At 68.0% G+C, this 17,076-nt stretch carries 18 protein-coding genes; 10 read left to right on the forward strand and 8 right to left on the reverse strand.

The window, feature by feature from the left end:
- Positions 1 to 10: 10 nt before the first annotated feature.
- The 4 genes from ilvA (at position 11) to pbN1_RS10345 (ending at position 4,189) form a co-directional block, all read left to right on the forward strand.
- The gene (gene ilvA / locus pbN1_RS10330; protein ID WP_169202501.1) at positions 11 to 1,252 is read left to right on the forward strand and encodes a threonine ammonia-lyase; all 1,242 of its coding nucleotides are present in this window, start codon (positions 11 to 13) and stop codon (positions 1,250 to 1,252) included.
- Positions 1,253 to 1,328: 76 nt separating this feature from the next.
- Positions 1,329 to 1,940 carry a bifunctional phosphoserine phosphatase/homoserine phosphotransferase ThrH gene (gene thrH / locus pbN1_RS10335; protein ID WP_169202502.1) on the forward strand — a complete coding sequence of 204 codons (612 nt, stop codon included), beginning with the start codon at positions 1,329 to 1,331 and terminating at the stop codon, positions 1,938 to 1,940.
- 12 nt (positions 1,941 to 1,952) lie between these two features.
- Positions 1,953 to 2,828, forward strand: coding sequence for a formyltetrahydrofolate deformylase (gene purU, locus pbN1_RS10340; protein ID WP_169202503.1), 876 nt, complete (start codon positions 1,953 to 1,955; stop codon positions 2,826 to 2,828).
- Positions 2,829 to 2,926: 98 nt separating this feature from the next.
- Entirely contained in the window at positions 2,927 to 4,189 is a 1,263-nt protein-coding gene (locus pbN1_RS10345; RefSeq protein ID WP_169202504.1) for an Hsp70 family protein, read from the forward strand.
- Positions 4,190 to 4,302: 113 nt separating this feature from the next.
- Here the strand turns inward: pbN1_RS10345 and pbN1_RS10350 are convergent, their stop codons facing one another.
- Positions 4,303 to 4,506: a cold-shock protein gene (locus tag pbN1_RS10350; RefSeq protein WP_011237778.1), complete on the reverse strand. Its 204-nt coding sequence runs from the start codon at positions 4,504 to 4,506 to the stop codon at positions 4,303 to 4,305.
- 368 nt (positions 4,507 to 4,874) lie between these two features.
- Here pbN1_RS10350 and pbN1_RS10355 point away from each other — a divergent pair, with 368 nt between their 5' ends.
- The gene (locus tag pbN1_RS10355; RefSeq protein WP_169202505.1) at positions 4,875 to 6,212 is read left to right on the forward strand and encodes an MFS transporter; all 1,338 of its coding nucleotides are present in this window, start codon (positions 4,875 to 4,877) and stop codon (positions 6,210 to 6,212) included.
- Between the two features lie 12 nt (positions 6,213 to 6,224).
- Here pbN1_RS10355 and pbN1_RS10360 read toward each other — a convergent pair whose 3' ends face one another.
- The 7 genes from pbN1_RS10360 to pbN1_RS10390 form a co-directional block, all read right to left on the reverse strand.
- Positions 6,225 to 7,103 carry an alpha/beta fold hydrolase gene (locus pbN1_RS10360; protein WP_169202506.1) on the reverse strand — a complete coding sequence of 293 codons (879 nt, stop codon included), beginning with the start codon at positions 7,101 to 7,103 and terminating at the stop codon, positions 6,225 to 6,227.
- 64 nt (positions 7,104 to 7,167) lie between these two features.
- Complete coding sequence (locus pbN1_RS10365) at positions 7,168 to 8,280, reverse strand: transglutaminase-like domain-containing protein (protein WP_169202507.1); 1,113 nt, start codon at positions 8,278 to 8,280, stop codon at positions 7,168 to 7,170.
- Between the two features lie 14 nt (positions 8,281 to 8,294).
- Positions 8,295 to 8,855, reverse strand: a complete 561-nt coding sequence (locus pbN1_RS10370; protein ID WP_169202508.1) for a TlpA family protein disulfide reductase — start codon at positions 8,853 to 8,855, stop codon at positions 8,295 to 8,297.
- A 296-nt stretch (positions 8,856 to 9,151) separates the two neighbouring features.
- Complete coding sequence (locus pbN1_RS10375) at positions 9,152 to 9,658, reverse strand: CreA family protein (RefSeq protein WP_210147461.1); 507 nt, start codon at positions 9,656 to 9,658, stop codon at positions 9,152 to 9,154.
- Between the two features lie 44 nt (positions 9,659 to 9,702).
- Positions 9,703 to 10,128, reverse strand: coding sequence for an alternative ribosome rescue aminoacyl-tRNA hydrolase ArfB (gene arfB, locus pbN1_RS10380; RefSeq protein WP_169201631.1), 426 nt, complete (start codon positions 10,126 to 10,128; stop codon positions 9,703 to 9,705).
- Positions 10,129 to 10,214: 86 nt separating this feature from the next.
- Positions 10,215 to 10,877, reverse strand: coding sequence for a DsbA family oxidoreductase (locus pbN1_RS10385; RefSeq protein WP_169201630.1), 663 nt, complete (start codon positions 10,875 to 10,877; stop codon positions 10,215 to 10,217).
- 43 nt (positions 10,878 to 10,920) lie between these two features.
- A complete protein-coding gene (locus tag pbN1_RS10390) occupies positions 10,921 to 11,952 on the reverse strand; it encodes a DnaJ C-terminal domain-containing protein (protein WP_169201629.1) in 1,032 nt (343 codons plus the stop codon).
- A 264-nt stretch (positions 11,953 to 12,216) separates the two neighbouring features.
- On the opposite strand from pbN1_RS10390, the gene gmk reads away from it, so the two are divergent.
- The 5 genes from gmk to pbN1_RS10415 all read left to right on the forward strand — a co-directional run bounded on the left by gmk (position 12,217) and on the right by pbN1_RS10415 (position 17,054).
- A complete protein-coding gene (gmk, locus tag pbN1_RS10395) occupies positions 12,217 to 12,831 on the forward strand; it encodes a guanylate kinase (RefSeq protein ID WP_169201628.1) in 615 nt (204 codons plus the stop codon).
- A 3-nt stretch (positions 12,832 to 12,834) separates the two neighbouring features.
- Positions 12,835 to 13,050, forward strand: a complete 216-nt coding sequence (gene rpoZ / locus pbN1_RS10400) for a DNA-directed RNA polymerase subunit omega (protein WP_169201627.1) — start codon at positions 12,835 to 12,837, stop codon at positions 13,048 to 13,050.
- A 25-nt stretch (positions 13,051 to 13,075) separates the two neighbouring features.
- Positions 13,076 to 15,274: a RelA/SpoT family protein gene (locus tag pbN1_RS10405; protein WP_169201626.1), complete on the forward strand. Its 2,199-nt coding sequence runs from the start codon at positions 13,076 to 13,078 to the stop codon at positions 15,272 to 15,274.
- Positions 15,275 to 15,372: 98 nt separating this feature from the next.
- Positions 15,373 to 15,561, forward strand: a complete 189-nt coding sequence (locus pbN1_RS10410) for a DUF3460 family protein (RefSeq protein WP_053420776.1) — start codon at positions 15,373 to 15,375, stop codon at positions 15,559 to 15,561.
- A gap of 80 nt (positions 15,562 to 15,641) precedes the next feature.
- On the forward strand, positions 15,642 to 17,054 hold the full coding sequence (locus tag pbN1_RS10415) for an exonuclease domain-containing protein (RefSeq protein ID WP_169201625.1): 1,413 nt from the start codon (positions 15,642 to 15,644) through the stop codon (positions 17,052 to 17,054).
- Positions 17,055 to 17,076: the final 22 nt, after the last annotated feature.

Consider the following 17,076-nt stretch of genomic DNA (forward strand, 5'->3'; position numbering starts at 1 on the left):
GAGAATCGACATGTCGTCCATCCCGGTGCCGCTCGAACTGCCCGATCTCGTCGCTGCGCGCGAACGCATCCGCGACGCGGTCGTCCGCACCGGCCAGTGGCAGAACGACGCGCTGTCCGACGAACTCGGCGTGCCGCTGCAACTGAAGCTCGAAAACATGCAGCGCACCGGCTCGTTCAAGCTGCGCGGCGCGACGCACAAGATCGGCCGCCTGCTGGAGACCGGTGCCCGGCTCACCGGCGTCGTCGCCGCGTCGGCCGGCAACCACGCGCAGGGGGTCGCGCGCGCGGCGGCGCGGGCCGGCCTCTCCGCGGTCGTCGTGATGCCGACGAACGCGCCGCTGACGAAAATCCAGGCCTGTCGCAAGCTCGGCGCCGACGTGCGCCTCGTCGGCGACACGCTCGAAGCCGCTGCCGACGAAGCGCGCCGGCTCGCTGACGGCGAAGGGCTCGCGCTGATCCACCCGTATGACGACTGGGACGTGATCGCCGGCCAGGCGAGCTGCGGCCTGGAGATGCTCGAAGACGCGCCGGACATGACCGTCGCGATCGTGCCGCTCGGCGGCGGCGGACTGATCTCCGGCGTCGCGCTGGCGCTGAAGCTGCAGAATCCGGCGATCCGCGTGATTGGCGTGCAGACCGACGCGGTTGCGCCGTGGCGGCATTTCCTGCGCGACGGCACGCTCGAAGCGGTGCGGCCGGACGCCCACACCATCGCCGACGGCATCAAGGTGAAGCGCCCGGGAATGCTGACGCGGCAGGTGATCGCGCGCCACGTCGACGACATCGTCACCGTCGATGACAACGCGATCGCCGAGGCGATCGTCACGCTGCTCGAACGCACACGCACGATCGGCGAGGGCGCGGGCGTGGTCGGGCTCGCAGCGCTGCTGCAGCGCAAGGTCCGCCTCGCGCCCGACGACCGCGCGGTGGTCGTGATCTCGGGCGGCAACGTCGATATGACGCTCGTCGGCCGTTCGATCGACTACGGCCTCGCGTCGAGCGGGCGGCTGATGAGCGTCGCGGTGATGATTTCCGATGCGCCGGGCCAGTTGCTCGCGCTGCTGAAGACCGTCGCCGAGCTCGGCATGAACGTGCGGCATGTCGAACACCGCCGCGGCGAACTGCACGTCGCGGTCGGCATGACCGAAGTGATCCTGCAGATCGAGACGCGCGATGCCGAGCACCAGCACGCGCTGCTGAGGCACTTCGCCGCACAGGGCCTCGTCGTGCGCAACCTGCTCGCGGGCTGAGGTCCGGATTCGCCGGCCAGGCCATCCGCGCCGCTGCTAGAATCGCGGCTTTCCTCTTGCGCTACAGGATATTGCCGTGCAACTCGTCTGTCTCGACCTCGAAGGTGTGCTGGTCCCCGAAATCTGGATCGAATTCGCCGAGCGTACCGGCATCCCGGAACTGCGTCGCACGACCCGCGACGAGCCCGACTACGACACGCTGATGAAGTACCGGCTGAACATTCTCGCCGAGCGCAAACTCGGCCTGCCGGACATCCAGGAAGTCATTTCCAGCATGGGGCCGATGGCCGGCGCGCGCGAGTTTCTCGACGAGCTGCGCGAGCGCTACCAGGTCGTGATCCTGTCCGACACCTTCCAGGAATTCGCCAAGCCGCTGATGAAGCAGCTCGGCTGGCCGACGCTGCTGTGCCATCGCCTCGAAGCCGATGCGAACGGCGTGCTCGTGAACTACCATCTGCGCATGCCGGACCAGAAGCGCGAGGCAGTCAAGCGCTTCAAGGAGCTGAACCTGACAGTGGTCGCGGCCGGCGACTCGTACAACGACACCGCGATGTTGGGTGAAGCGCACGGCGGCATCCTGTTCCATCCGCCGGAAAACGTCATCCGCGAATTCCCGCAGTTCCCGGTGACGCACAACTACGCCGAACTGCGCCGCGAGATCGACAAGGCTTTCGCCCGCGTCGCCTGACCGGGACCTGCCATGCACCGCGACCGCCATTTCACGCTGTCCGCGTCCTGCCCCGACCGCGTCGGCCTCGTCGCGCGGGTATCGGGCTTCATCGCCGAACATCGCGGCTGGATTCTCGAGACTTCGCTGCACGCCGAACCTCCTGCCGACGGGGAGGCGCTCGGGCGCTATTTCATGCGCATCGAGATCAGGGCCTCGTCGCTGCCGTTTCACCTCGCCGAGTTCCGCGAGCGTTTCCGTCCGCTCGCGGACGAGCTCGAGATGGATTGGACGATCACCGATTCAGCGGTCAAGAAGCGCGTCGTCGTGCTGGTGTCGAAGCAGGAGCACTGCCTCTACGACCTGCTCGCGCGCTGGCAGTCGAAGGAGCTGGACATCGAGATCCCGTGCGTGATCTCGAACCACGACACGTTCCGCGGCCTCGTCGAGTGGCACGGCATCCCGTTCCACCACGTGCCGGTGAACACCGACAACAAGGCGCAGGCCTACGCCGAAGTGGGGCGCATCTTCGAGGAGGTGCGCGGCGAAACGATGGTGCTCGCGCGCTACATGCAGGTGCTGTCGCCGGAGCTGTGCGCGGCGTACGCCGGGCGCATCATCAACATCCACCACAGTTTCCTGCCGAGCTTCGTCGGCGCGAAACCGTACCACCAGGCGTGGGCGAAAGGCGTCAAGCTGATCGGCGCGACCTGTCACTACGTGACCGCGGACCTCGACCAGGGACCGATCATCGACCAGGACGTGATCCGCATCGACCATTCCGATTCGGTCGAGGACATGGTCCGCTACGGCAAGGACATCGAAAAGATGGTCCTTGCGCGCGGCCTGCGCTACCACCTTGAGGGCCGTGTGCTGGTGCATCGCAACAAGACGATCGTGTTCCGCTGACCGTTGACCACTGACCGCCGGCGGGCCGCCGTGAGGCTCGCGCGGTGCGCCGCCGTGGCGTAGCATTGCGCCCCTTTCCCGACCGGCTGCATCCGCTTATGGGCAAGACCTCCGCACGGGCCTGCGGCGTCGATTTCGGCACCTCCAACTCCACGGTCGGCTGGCTCCGGCCCGGCGTCCCGGCGCTGCTCGAACTCGAGGGCGACAAGCCGACGCTGCCGTCCGCGGTGTTCTTCAACGCCGACGAGGAGACGACGTGCTACGGCCGCGCCGCGCTCGCCGAATACCTCGAAGGCTACGAAGGCCGCCTGATGCGCTCGCTGAAGAGCCTGCTCGGCAGCAGCCTGATGGACGGCCAGACCGAAGTGCATGGGCGCGCGTTGCCGTTCCGCGACCTGCTCGCGAGCTTCATCGGCGAACTGAAGGCGCGCGCCGAGGCGGCGGCGGGACGAAGCTTCACGCAGGCCGTGTTCGGGCGGCCGGTGCATTTCGTCGACGACGACGAGAGCGCCGACCGCAAGGCGCAGGACACGCTCGAGGCGATCGCACGGCAGGCGGGTTTTCGCGACGTCAGCTTCCAGTTCGAGCCGATCGGGGCGGCGCTGCATTACGAGATCGGCCTCGAGCGCGAGGAACTCGTGCTGGTCGCCGATATCGGCGGGGGCACCGCAGACTTCTCGCTCATCCGGCTGTCGCCTGCGCGCGCCGGGCGCGACGAGCGGCGCGAGGATCTGCTCGGCAACGCCGGCGTGCATGTCGGCGGCACCGATTTCGACCGCGCGCTGAGCCTCGAATGCGTGATGCCGCTGCTCGGCTATCGCGGCCGGATGAAGAACGGTGCCGACGTGCCGTCGAGCCTCTTCTTCCAGCTCGCGACCTGGCACACGATCAATTTCGCCTACACGCGGCAGGCGTGGGCCGACCTGCAGCACATCTATCGCGATGCCGTCGCGCGCACGGAGCTCGACCGCCTGTCGCGGCTCGTCAGCAGGCGCGAAGGGCACTGGCTCGCGCTGCAGGTCGAGCAGGCGAAGATCGACCTGTCGCAGGCGCCGGCCACGGCGCTGCGGCTCGACCGGCTCGAACCCGGGCTCGTGCACCAGATCGGCCGCGAGGCTTTCACCCGTGCGACGACGGCGCTCGTCGAGCATGTCGCGGCGGCGGTGGCGCGCCTGCTGAATGATGCGGGGGTCGCGCGTGATCGGGTCGACACGATCTATTTCACGGGCGGCGCCAGCGGCGTCGCGCAGCTGCGCGCGCGCATCGCGGCTGAGCTGCCCGCAGCGCGCAGTGTCGAAGGCGACCTTTACGGCAGTATCGGCACCGGGCTCGCGATCGAGGCGGCACGCCGCTACGGATGAACGGTCCGCGCCGGGCCCGAAAAAGCAAAAAGCCCGGCAATGCCGGGCTTTGACTCGTTGCGCGGGCCGTACTGTTTACCGGACGGCCGCGCGAGAGATCGTATCAGCGAGGATCAGAGCGGGCGGATGTTGCCTGCCTGCTTGCCCTTCGGGCCGGACGTCTCGTCGTACTGAACTTTCTGACCTTCGGTCAGGCTCTTGAAGCCCGAACCCTGGATCGCGGAGAAGTGTGCGAACAGATCTTCGCCACCGTTGTCCGGCGTGATGAAACCGAAGCCCTTGGAGTCATTGAACCACTTAACAGTACCAGTTGCCATTTCGAAAAATCCCAAATCAAAGTTAATGAAGGGCGTTTGCCCGGAAGTGCGGCAATCGAGATCGGGGAAAGACGAACTGAGTACCCAAAGGCCGTCGAGCACGAAAAACCACGCGATTGCAGATGCGCATGCGCAGTCTGGTGAAAAACGGACGCGCGGTCAAGGGCTGAAATGGGTTGTCACGCTCATTCCGGGGTTTTGTAGGGGGTTGCCGGTATATGCGGGGGCAATGTCATACCTCTCAGGTGGTAATTCGGCGGCCCGCGGGGCATTTCCCGGCGGTCGCCTGCGCACCCGAAAGTTGCCGCGCCGAGCGTGCCCGGTGGCAGAATCCGGCCCACTCCAGATCCACGATAGCGCGGGGCGGCATGAGTTCCCAATTCAGACTGATGAGCGAGCGGCGCTTCCTGCCGTTTTTCATCACGCAGTTTCTCGGCGCGTACAACGACAACCTGTACAAGAACGCCCTGGTCGTGCTGATGACGTTCGAGGCCGCGCGTTTCACGACGATCGCGCCGGGCGTGCTGGTGAACCTTGCCGCCGGGATCTTCATCCTGCCGTTCTTCCTGTTCTCGGCGACGGCCGGCCAATGCGCCGACAAGTTCGAGAAAAGCCGGCTCATCCGCTGGACGAAACTGCTCGAAATTCTCGTCATGACGCTTGCGGCGCTGGCGTTTGCGCTCGAATCGCTGCCGCTGATGCTCGTCGCGCTGTTCCTGATGGGGGCGCAATCGGCACTGTTCGGGCCGGTGAAATACGCGATCCTGCCGGTGCATCTGCGCGAGGACGAACTGGTCGGCGGCAACGCGCTCGTCGAGTCGGGCACGTTCGTCGCGATCCTCGTCGGCACGATCGCCGGCGGGGTGACGATCAGCCTGCCGGGCGGCCCGCTGTGGGTGTCGGTCGCGGCGCTGTCGGTGGCGGTGCTCGGCTACGCTGCGAGCCGTGCGATCCCGACCGCCCCGGCGGCCGATCCCGGGCTGCGCATCAACTGGAACCCGTTGAGCGAAACCTGGCGCAACATCCGTTTCACCCGCGGCGATCGCACCGTGTTCCTCGCGGTGCTCGCGATCTCGTGGTTCTGGTTCTACGGCGCACTGCTGCTGTCACAGTTCCCCGGCTATGCGAAGGACGTGCTCGGCGGCGACGAACACGCGGTGACGCTGTTGCTCGCGGTGTTCTCGGTCGGCATCGGCATCGGTTCGCTGATGTGCGAGCGGCTCTCGGGCAAGCATCTCGAGCCGGGCCTCGTGCCTTTCGGTTCGATCGGCCTGAGCCTGTTCGCGTTCGACCTGTGGTGGGCGAGCCCGGCGCTCGCGGCGGGCAGTGCGCCGCTGCCGCTGGCCGCGGTGCTCGCCGATGCGGCGACGTGGCGGGTGCTGGTCGATCTGCTGCTGATCGCCGTGTTCGGCGGTTTTTTCATCGTGCCGCTCTACACGCTCGTGCAGGCCCGCTCCGCGGCGGCTCACCGCTCGCGCGTCATCGCCGGCCTCAACATCCTCAATGCGCTGTTCATGGTCGCCGCCGCCGGCATGGGTGCGGGGCTGCTCGCGGCCGGCCTGTCGGTGCCGCAACTGATCCTCGTTGGTGGGTTGCTCAATGCGGCGGCGGCGCTCTTTCTCTGTGTCCGGGCGCCAGAGTTCCCGCGGCGCTTCGTCGCCTGGATGCGCGGCACGGCTGCCAGTCGCCCCGGCAATGCCCGTTGACGGCCCTGCGGCTCATTCCCGCAGCAGGAAGTTCTCGAGCGCCGCGGCGACCTGCTCCGGCTGGTCGTGCTGGAGATTGTGGCCGGCGCCGGTCACGGTTGCGACCCGCACGTCGGCGAAACATGCGAGCCGCTGCCGGTATTCGTCCGAAGCCGCGGGGAATCGGTCGAGCACGTAGCCTTGGTCCGAGACCAGCAGCAGCACCGGCGCCGTGATCGCGCGCCAGCAGGCCATCGTGTCCTCGAGGCGGTACGGTGCAGGCGCGGCGGTCTTGTGCCAGGGGTCGCAAGCCATTTCGACTTGCCCGTCAGGCAGCACGCGGCCGACGTTTCGCGCGAGGAATGCCGCACGCTCCTCCGTCAGCCGCGGGTTGGCCTGCTGCAGGCGCCGCGCCAGCGCGTCGTGATCCGCATAGCGCCGCAACTGCGGGTCGGCCAGCACGGCGTCGAGCCACTGGTCGAGGCGCTTCGGCGCTTCGTCGGCGCTACCGTCCTTGAGACCGAGAACGTCGAGTATCGCCACCTGCGACACGCGTTGGGGCCGCGCCCCCGAATACACGCCGGCGATATTCCCGCCCATGCTGTGGCCGACGAGGCGCGCCGGGCGGTCCGGCGAATAATGCGCGAGCAGGGCGTCGAGATCAGCGTAGTAATCGGGAAACCAGTACGGCCGGCGCAGCCACTCGCTCGCGCCGTAGCCCCGCCAGTCGGGCGCGATGACGTGCCAGTCCTTTGCGAGCGCGGCGACGACAAACTGGAACGTCGCCGAGCTGTCCATCCAGCCATGCAGGAAGAACACCGGCGGCGCGTCGGGAGCGCCCCAGTGCCGGACGTTGTAGCGCAGCCCGCGCACATCGAGCTGCTCGCATCGGGATTCGGGATTCGATTTCATGACGGCAATGGTAGCAGCGCACGGGCCGGGACTGGCGCGAGCCGGTGCGCTGCAGCGGCCGCCCTCAGGCGAGAGTGACTTCCCGTGCCGTCAGCGAATAGCGGAAAGCCGCCGGGTCGAGGCTGTCGAAGCGCGTTCCGCCGCTTTCGCCCTGCGGATACATCAGGTACGGCGCCTGCGGTCCGCTGCTGCCCGGCAGGCGCACGTCGTGGGCGAAGTTGTAGCCGAGCCAGTTCATCTCCCACGCGCCGAACAACACGCGGCGCGCGGTTGCGACTTTCGGGTCGTCGAGCGCGAGGCCGCCCGGCGGTTCCTCGAGCACGACCTTGCGCACGTCCGCCGGATCGACCGGCACCCAGCCGAACTGCTCGAGCCAGACTTCGGCACGACAATGCTGTGCTTTCGAGACGTCGCCGCTCTTGCCGAGGCTTTTGTAGCCGAAACGCGAGTCGGCGACGCGCACGCCATACACGTCGCGTGCCGGCAGGCCTGCGGCGCGCGCGAGCCCGACATACAGGGCGTTCAGATCCGCGCACTTGCCGGAAAGATCGCGGTTTTCGAGCATCGTGCGGATGTCGCCGAGGCCGCAGCCGCGGGTCTTTGGGTTGCGGAACGTGTTGTCGACGATCCACTCGTAAATTGCCCGTGCGCGCGCCTCGTCGCTGGTCGCGCCGCGCACGATCGACTCTGCCGTGTCGCGCACGACACCGTCGGTCGGAATCAGCGCGGTGGGGCGGGTGTATAACGCCCGTTCGGCCGCCGGCAACTCGCGCGCGGGCCCCGGGCGGGTGAAGTCGACGGCCCGGTCGCAGGTCGCGAAGCGGCTGACGACTTCGAGCAGCGGGCTCACGGCGCCCGGCGCCCATTCGGCCTGCAGCATCGCGGCGCCGTAGTCCGCTTCGGTGACGACGCGCATCGTATCGGCATTGCCCCGCCACAGGTTGCCCATCGGGCGTATCCATTGGGGATCGTCGATGGACGGCAACGGCACCCAGACGCGCGTCGGGTCGCCGCTCGCGGCGGGCTCGATGCGGCTCGTCAATTCGAAAACGCGCCAGCCGTTGGCGGGGTGGGGCGCGAAAGGCTGCGCTGTCGCGGAGTCGGCGGCGCGGCTCCAGGCCGGGAGCGCGAGGCTGGCGGCGAGGGCGGAGGTTTTGAGGAAATTCCTGCGGTCCATGACAATCGTCCTGATCAGTGTGGTGTGGGGTCGTTCGGGGGCGCCACGAGCGTCATGACGCGCTCGCGCACGGCGGGGTCGTTCCAGTCGAGTTCGCCGCGTATGCGGTGGCGGGGCCGGTGGGAGGCGTCGAGGAGAAACGTCGTCGGGAGGAAGCGCACGTCCCAGGCGCGGGCGATGATCTGTTCGGGGTCGGCGACGACGAGCGGGTCGAGGCCGCGCGCGGCGAAGAACCGGCGCACGTCGCCCTCGCGGTCGGCGACCGCGACGGTGAGCAGCGCGAGGCCCGCTTCGGCAGCGTCGAGGCGCACCAGCGCGGGCATTTCGGCGCGGCACGGCTCGCACCAGGTCGCCCAGAAATTGACGAGTACCGCCCGGTTTCGCAGCGGTTCCAGCGCCGCCTGCAGCACCGCGGGGCGTGCATCGCGCGGATCCACCGCCACCGCTTCGAAGCGGCCGGGCGCGCCCGTGCCGCGAGTTGCGGCGACGAGCGTCGTCGGCGCAGCAGCAAGCGCCGCGAAGCTCGCGAGCGACGCCAGCGTGCGCCTGCGCAAGGCGCGACTGATGTCGGACATTGTCGTGTCCCGATTCCTGTCAGCCGCCCCGGCGCGGAAGCCGCCGGGGCTTAAATTGAGCGTGCGCGTTCGCGACGCCCATCGAAGAGGGCGGTACACAGACCGCCGGCCCGGTTCCGGGCATATCAATGATGTACCCGGAACCGCGGACGCCGGAACATCCGCTGGCATTTTCCGGCCGATGAGCGACAACGCCCGGCCGGACCGCGCATTATCGCCGCTGCAGCCGGATTTCAGAACCGGTCAGTGGCAGAACTTTGCGGGGACGCTTGCGGGGAGGGGGAGCAGCGGCGCCGTCAGCGACGGAGCGGGATCGGCGTTGCCCGTTCGACCGCCACGGCGGTGATGCTGTTCTTCGGGCTGCCTTCGATGAGCTTGTCGGAATAGGTGAGATAAACCAGGACGTTGCGGCGCACATCGACCATGCGCACGACCTGCAGCCGCTTGAACAGCACCGACAAGCGCTCGGAGAATACTTCCTCCTGCTGCGGCAGCGGTTCGCGCGTGCGGATCGGGCCGACCTGGCGGCACGCGATCGACGCTTCCGCGAGGTCTTCCGCAAGACCGACCGCGCCCGACAGTCCACCGGTCTTCGCGCGCGACACGTAGCACGTCACGCCCTCGACGCGCGGGTCGTCGTACGCTTCGACGACGACCTTGTGGTTCGGGCCGATCAGCTTCCACACCGTCGATACTTCGCCGACCGATTCCGCCCGCAGCGGCAGCGGCACGGCCGCGATCAGGGCAAGGATGGCGGCGAGGCGGCGGGCGCGCAGGGCGGGGCGGGGACGGGAAGATCTCATGGGCTGCGGTCCTGTGCGGGAAAGTGAGGTTTTCGGGTCATTCATCATTCGTCGATCGACGTGCGACGCGTCCGTTGCCGCTTGCGTTCGCCCTGCGTCCGCTTCGCTTCGAGCCGCCGGATCTTTGCTGCCCTGGTCGGACGCGTCGCGACCCGCGCGAGCGGTTTTTCATGGGCGCGGGCGATCAGCTCCGCGAGCCGGGCGCGCGCGTCGGCGCGGTTGCGGTCCTGGGTGCGGAAACGCTGGGCGCAGATCACGATCACGCCTTCGGACGTCGCGCGGCGCCCCGCCAGTTTCAGCAGGCGGGCGCGGACATCGTCGGGCAGCGACGGCGAATGCGCGGCGTCGAAGCGCAGTTCCACCGCCGTGGAGACCTTGTTGACATTCTGCCCGCCGGGGCCGGACGCGCGGATGAAGCGCTCTTCGAGTTCCTCTTCGGGCAGCGGCGACAGGAGCGGGACATCGACCATGGGCGACAGTATAGACCGCGGGACCGGGCGCCCTGGGACGGCGCCCGGTCGTGCCGGTCCCCGCCCCCAGCCTCGCCCGGTTCGCCTTACGAGGCGTGCAGCGACTGCAGGATCGCGGCGCCCAGCGTCGCCTGCGACTGCGCGCCCGACACCGCGAGTTTGCGGTTGAAGATGAAGAACGGAACGGCGGTGATGCCCTGCTTGCGGATCTGGCCCGCCATCCGCCTGACCGCCGCCGCATCGTCGTCGCTTTCGAGATAGGCGAGGACGGTTTCGCGCTCGTCACCGGCCGCGGCAGCGATATCCGCGAGCGTGGCGCTATCGCCGAGGTCGCGGCCGTCGCGGAAATGGGCGGCGAACAACGCGTGGCCGAGTGCGTTGACATGTTCCTGGGTGTGGCCGAGCGATTGTGCCCGGTAAGTCAGGCGATGCGCCTTCAGCGTGTTCGGACGGGTCGCGATGCGATCGAAAGCGAAAGTCACGCCATCGGGCGCGCCGGCTTCCACGATCCGGGCGAGGACTTCGTCGGCTTGGCGCCGCCCGCCGAACTTCGCGTCGAGGAACGGCCGATAGGGCACTCCGGCTGCCGGCGTGTCCGGATCGAGGAAGAACGGCAGCCGGTTCACGCGTATTTCTTCGAGGTCGGCGACGCCGTGGCCGACCTCCTCGATGGCCTGGCGCAGACGCTCGTTGCCGATGAAGCACCACGGGCAGACGAAGTCGGAAACGAAATCGATATCGAGAATCATGGAGGTTTTCTGTCGATTGGACCGTACGGGACGGCCGGAGAGCTCAGCGTGTTTCGGGGATGTCCGGGAGCCAGCGCGCTTCCCAGCTTGCCACATCCGGCAAGTGGCGGGACAGGGTGTTCTGCAGGCGGCTTTCGGCGCGATCGAGCAGGGCGAGGATTTCCGCGTCGGGCGCTTCGGGCAGCACCGGGACCAGCCGCACGATCAGGGCGCCTGCGCGCTGTCCGGCGCGCCCGGGAAAACCGGCACCCTTGACCCTCAGTTCGCGCGTCGTCGCCCGTCCGGGTTCGAGCTTCAGGTGGCGAACGCCGTCCGGCAGCGGAATCGGCAACTCGCCCCCCAGCAGCATCCTGAACGCGCTGACCGGGCGGCTCAGTATCAGGTCGCGACCGTCGAGCCGGTACAGCGCGTGCGGCGCCAGAACGACACGCAGGACCAGGTCTCCCGGCTCGCCGCCGGCGCGATCGCAGTCTTCGCCGGCCCCGGCGACCCGCAGTTCGTCGCCGTCGAGGACGCCGGCCGGAATCCAGACACGGAGCGTCCGCGCTGCGCGCGCCTGCCCGCTGCCGTGACAGGCCGCGCAGGCCTGCCTGCTCAGATAGCCGCGGCCCCCGCAATCGCCGCAGGGGGCGAGGCTCCTGCCATGGCGGACACGTCCCGAGCCGTGGCAGGTGGCGCACAGCCGGGTATGGCGCAGCACTTCCTCGCCGCTGCCGCCACAGGCATCGCACGGAATTTCATCGGCGATCGTGAACGCTTTCTCGCCGCCGGCGAACGCTTCTTCCACGCTCAGCACCAAGTCCTCGTGACGGTCGGCCCCGCGCGGCGGGGCTTCGGGAGGCGCATCGCCGGCCTCCGTGGCGTGGCGCGCCGCTGCCGGCGCCCGGCCGCGTGAATGTCCGGCGAGAAGGTCCTCGTAGGCGGCGCGCAGGCGCTTGAAATGCTCGATCGCGGCCGGATCGGCATTGCGGTCGGGGTGCCAGCGCATCGCGAGGCGGCGAAAAGCGTGCTTGATTTCGCGTTCCCCGGCGCCCGGGGACAGACCGAGGAGGCTATGGGGGTCGGTGCGCGACATTACACGCGAAAAAAGAGTTCATCGTCAGGAGTCCGGCGCAGCAAAGTGGGACAGGGTAACGCCTGACTCGCGCTCCGTCGAATCCCGCTGCGCGCGAGGGATCGACGTCTTTGCCCCCGGCGCCGGCCGGCTTCGACGCGGGGACCCTTGGTGATCGGCGGCACGGGCTGGCACAATCGGCCCCGCGGATACTTTCATCCCGGTAAGCGAATCCTGCAAGAAACGACGGAGAGTGCGCCGCCTGCGGGTCGGCACGACGAAGACATGCCCGGAACCCTGATCATCATCACTGCGCCGTCGGGTGCAGGAAAAACGACGCTCGTCAGCGGTCTGCTCGAACGCGATCCGCAGGTGAATCTGTCGGTGTCCTACACGACGCGCGATCCGCGTCCCGGCGAGCGGGACGGACGCGAATACCACTTCGTCGATGTCGCGACGTTTCGCGCGCTGCGCGATCGCGGCGAGTTCCTCGAATGGGCCGAAGTGCATGGAAACTACTACGCTACTTCGAAGGTCTGGTTGAAACAGCAAATCGCGACCGGGCAAGACATCCTGCTCGAAATCGACTGGCAGGGCGCGCAGCAGGTGCGCAAGAGCTTTCCCGACGCCGTCGGCGTGTTCATCCTGCCACCGTCGCTCGAAGAGCTGGAAGCCCGCCTGCGCGGGCGCGGCACCGACAGCGACGACGTGATCATGCGGCGGCTGCTCGGGGCGCGCGGCGAGATGCGTCATGTCGGGGAATTCGACTACGTTATACTCAACAACGACTTGCAGTGTGCGATCGACGACCTCGTCGCGGTCGTGCGGGCTTCGCGCTTGCGTTATGCAAACCAGCACGCGCGACATCTGCAGTATTTCGATTTTCTTGAACAGGACTGAACCATGGCTCGCATCACGATCGAAGATTGTCTGAAAAGGATCCCCAACCGCTTCCAGCTCACGCTGGCCGCGACCTACCGCGCGCGCCAGATCACGATCGGCTCCACGCCTCAGGTCGAGATTGAAAAGGGCGACAAGGACAAGCCGACCGTGATCGCGCTGCGCGAAATCGCGGCCGGAAAAGTCGGTCTGGAAGTCCTCAATCGCGGGCAGGCCTGACCCCTGCGGGGGGAGGGAACAGCCGATGGACGCTGCAGCGATTCCCGCTCCGGGCCCTTTCGGTTCGCCGTCCGGCCCCCCCGTGTCGTCTGATTTCATCGCGCTCAGGAAGAAGCTCGGGACCTATCTGCGTCCCGAGGATGTCGAGAAGGTCGAGGCTGCCTACCACTTCTCGGCGAGCGCCCACGAGGGGCAGCTGCGCATCAGTGGCGACCCGTACATTTCGCATCCGGTCGCCGTCGCCGACATCGTCGCCGACTGGCACCTCGACGCCCAGGCGCTGATCGCCGCCCTCCTTCACGACGTGATGGAGGACACGCACATCTCGAAGCAGGAGATCGCCGAGCGCTTCGGCCGCACCGCCGCCGAGCTCGTCGATGGCCTGTCCAAGCTCGACAAGATCGAGTTCCGCTCGCACGAGGAAGCGCAGGCCGAGAACTTCCGCAAGATGCTGCTGGCGATGGCGAGCGACCTGCGGGTGATCCTCATCAAGCTCGCCGACCGCCTGCACAACATGCGCACGCTGCAGTGCGTGCGGTCCGCAAAGCGGCGCCGCATCGCCAGCGAGACGCTCGAGATCTACGCCCCGATCGCGAACCGGCTGGGCCTCAACAATCTCTACCGCGAGCTGCAGGAGCTCGCGTTCGAGCACAAGTACCCGATGCGCTACCGCGTGCTGTCGCGCGCGATCAAGGCGGCGCGCGGCAACCGCCGCGAGGTCGTCGGCAAGGTGCTGCAGGGCATCGAGGAGCGTCTGCCGCAATGGGGCATCACGGCCGAAGTGCAGGGCCGCGAGAAGCACCTGTTCGGGATCTACCGCAAGATGGCCGAGAAGCGGCTGTCGTTCTCGCAGGTGCTCGACATCTACGGCTTTCGCGTCATCGTGCGCGACGTGCCGAGCTGCTACCTCGCGATCGGCGCGCTGCATTCGATGTACAAGCCGGTGCCGGGCAAGTTCAAGGACTACCTCGCGATCCCGAAGGCGAACGGCTACCAGTCGCTGCACACGACGCTGATCGGACCGTTCGGCACGCCGGTCGAAGTGCAGGTCCGCACCGCCGAGATGCATCACATCGCCGAGACCGGCGTCGCCTCGCACTGGCTGTACAAGGAAGACGAGAAGACGCTCACCGAGCTGCAGCAGAAGACGCATTCGTGGTTGCAGTCGCTGCTCGAACTGCAGTCGGCCTCGGGCGGCGCGACCGAGTTCCTCGAGCACGTCAAGATCGATCTCTTCCCCGGCGAAGTGTACGTGTTCACGCCGCAGGGCAGGATCCTGTCGCTGCCGAAAGGCTCGACGCCGGTCGATTTCGCCTACGCGGTGCACACCGACATCGGCAACCGCTGCGTCGCCTGCCGCGTCAACGGCGACCTGATGCCGCTGCGCACCGAACTGCACAACGGCGACCAGATCGAGATCATCACCGCCGCGCACGCGAATCCCAACCCGGCCTGGCTCGCGTATGTGCGCACCGGCAAGGCGCGCGCGCAGATCCGCCACTTCCTCAAGGGCGCGCAGCAGGAAGAATCCGTCGCCCTCGGCGAGCGGCTGCTGAACCAGGCGCTGCGCCCGCACGGGCTGACGCTCGGACAGATCAGCACCTTCGCGTGGGAGCGTTTCCTGCGCGACCGCAGCATGCGCAGCAAGAAGGAAGTGTTTGCCGACATCGGCCTCGGCCGGCGCCTGCCGGTCATCGTCGCGCGCCGCGTCGCGCAGGCGCAGGACCTCGAATCGGGCCGGCCGAACGTCATCAAGCCCAAGCCCGCCGGCGCGATCCTGATCCGCGGCAGCGAGGGCATCGCGGTGCAGCTCGCGCGCTGCTGCCAGCCGATCCCGGGAGACCCGATCATCGGCATGATCCGCAAGGGCCAGGGCCTCGAAGTCCACCTGCACGACTGCGCGGTGGTGGCGAAGCTGCGCAGCGACCGCGGACGCTGGGTCGACGTCGAGTGGGAGACGGGCGAAGACCGCCTGTTCGACGTCACGATCCGCGTGCTGACGCGCAACACCCGCGGCGTCCTCGCCAAGGTCGCGAGCGCGATCTCGGAGGAGGACTGCAACATCCAGAACGTCAGCATGGACAACGAGCAGGGCATCTACACCGCGATCAACCTTGTGCTGCAGGTCCGCGACCGGATGCATCTGGCAAAAGTCATGCGCGGCGTGCGACGGGTGCCGGAAGTCGTGCGGATCGGGCGGCTCAAGGGCGACGTGCGCAGCTGACCGGGCGGCGAGGCTGCGGTGCGGCCTGCGGTACACCGATCGCGATTGGCGCATTCGGGACGCTCGCCTACAATTGCCGATCTTTCCGGGAGCAATGCATGGCGATCTACGAATCCGAACACACCAAATTCATGCGCGAGTGGCTGGCGAAGCATCCGCAGGAAATCGAGGAACAGCGCAAGGGCCGCGCCCTGTGGTGGGACAAGCCGCAGGACGTCGTCGCGCAGGCGCGCCTCGACCAGTCGAAAGTGCCGGTCAAGCCCTATTACTACGATATCAACCACTGACGCGCGCCACCCGCGCCGCGGCACGCAACGCCTGATTGTGGAGCGGGTCGGACGCACGAACGTGTCTGACCGATGCCGCCATGTCGCTTCCTGATTCGCTGGTCCTGATCGACGTCGAGACGACGGGCGCGAACCCCGTGTCCGACCGCGTCACCGAGATTGCCGTGCTGCGCATCGAGCGCGGTGAAATCGTCGCGCGCTGGGAGAGCCTCGTCAACCCGGAGCGCCCCATCCCGTCGCTGATCCAGCGTCTGGTCGGCATCACCGACGAGATGGTCGCCGCGGCACCGACGTTCGCCGAACTCGCCGACAGCGTGCGCGGGCATCTCGACGGGGCGGTGTTCGTCGCCCACAACGCGCGCTTCGATTACGGCTTCATCCGCAACGAGTTCTCCCGCCTCGGCCAGCAGTTCGAGGCGTCGGTGCTGTGCACCGTCAAGCTTTCCCGCGCGCTGTACCCGCAACACCACCGTCACGGGCTGGACGCGCTGATCGAGCGCCACGGTTTCACGTGCGGCGCGCGCCATCGCGCGATGGGCGATACCGACGTGCTGTGGCAGTTTGCGCGCCTGGTCTCCGGATCCTTTTCCGCCGACGTGCTCGCGCACGCATGCGAGCGGGCGATGAAGCTGCCGGCCCGGCCGCCCGGACTGCCCGAAGGGGCGCTCGAGGGCGTGCCGGACGCGCCGGGCGTGTATTCGTTCTTCGGCGACAGCGACCGGCTGCTGTACGTCGGGCGCAGCGCGAGCCTGCGGGCGCGGGTCATGGAGCATTTTTCGGCCGGCGGCCGCGACGGCCGGGAGGCGGGATTGGCGCGCCAGGTGCGCCGCGTGGAATGGGAGGAGACTGCCGGCGAGTTTGCCGCGTCGCTGCGTGAAGCCGACCTGCTCAGGGCGCGTCGGCCGCTTCATGCACGGCCGGCGGTCGGCGGCGAAGAGGTGTTCGGCCTGCGCCTCGTGCCACAGCGCAAGCGCGCACCGATCTTCGAGCGCGTGCCGCTGCATGCGACCGATCCGGCGGCCTGGGAAGCGGTCCACGGCACTTTTCGTACCCGCAAGGAGGCCGACAGCCTGCTGCGTGAACTCGCCCAGCTCTACCAGCTATGTCCGCGCCGTCTCGGTCTCGAGGGCGGCAGCGGCGCCTGCGGCGCGCACGAGGCGCGGCGCTGCGCCGGTGTGTGCGCCGGCAAGGAGAGCATCGCCGCGCACGATGCGCGCCTCGCGGGCGCGCTGGAGTCGGTGGCGCTGCGCGCGTGGCCGTGGGCCGGCGCGGTCGTCATCGAGGAGCGCTGTGCGCATTCGGGGCGCGAGGCTTTCCATGTCGTCGACCACTGGTGTCATCTCGGCAGCGCGGACAGCGCTGAGGCGCTCGCGGCGCTGCTCGGCAACCTGCCGGCGCGCCGCTTCGACCTCGACACTTACCGCATGCTGGTGCGCTGGTTCGCTGCGGAGGCGAATCTGGCTGCCGTGCGACCGATCGAGACACTCGGCTGAGTCAGGCCTGGCGCCGCACGCC

Origin of the sequence: Aromatoleum bremense, from assembly GCF_017894365.1 — a bacterium.
Taxonomy (GTDB): Bacteria; Pseudomonadota; Gammaproteobacteria; order Burkholderiales; family Rhodocyclaceae; genus Aromatoleum; species Aromatoleum bremense.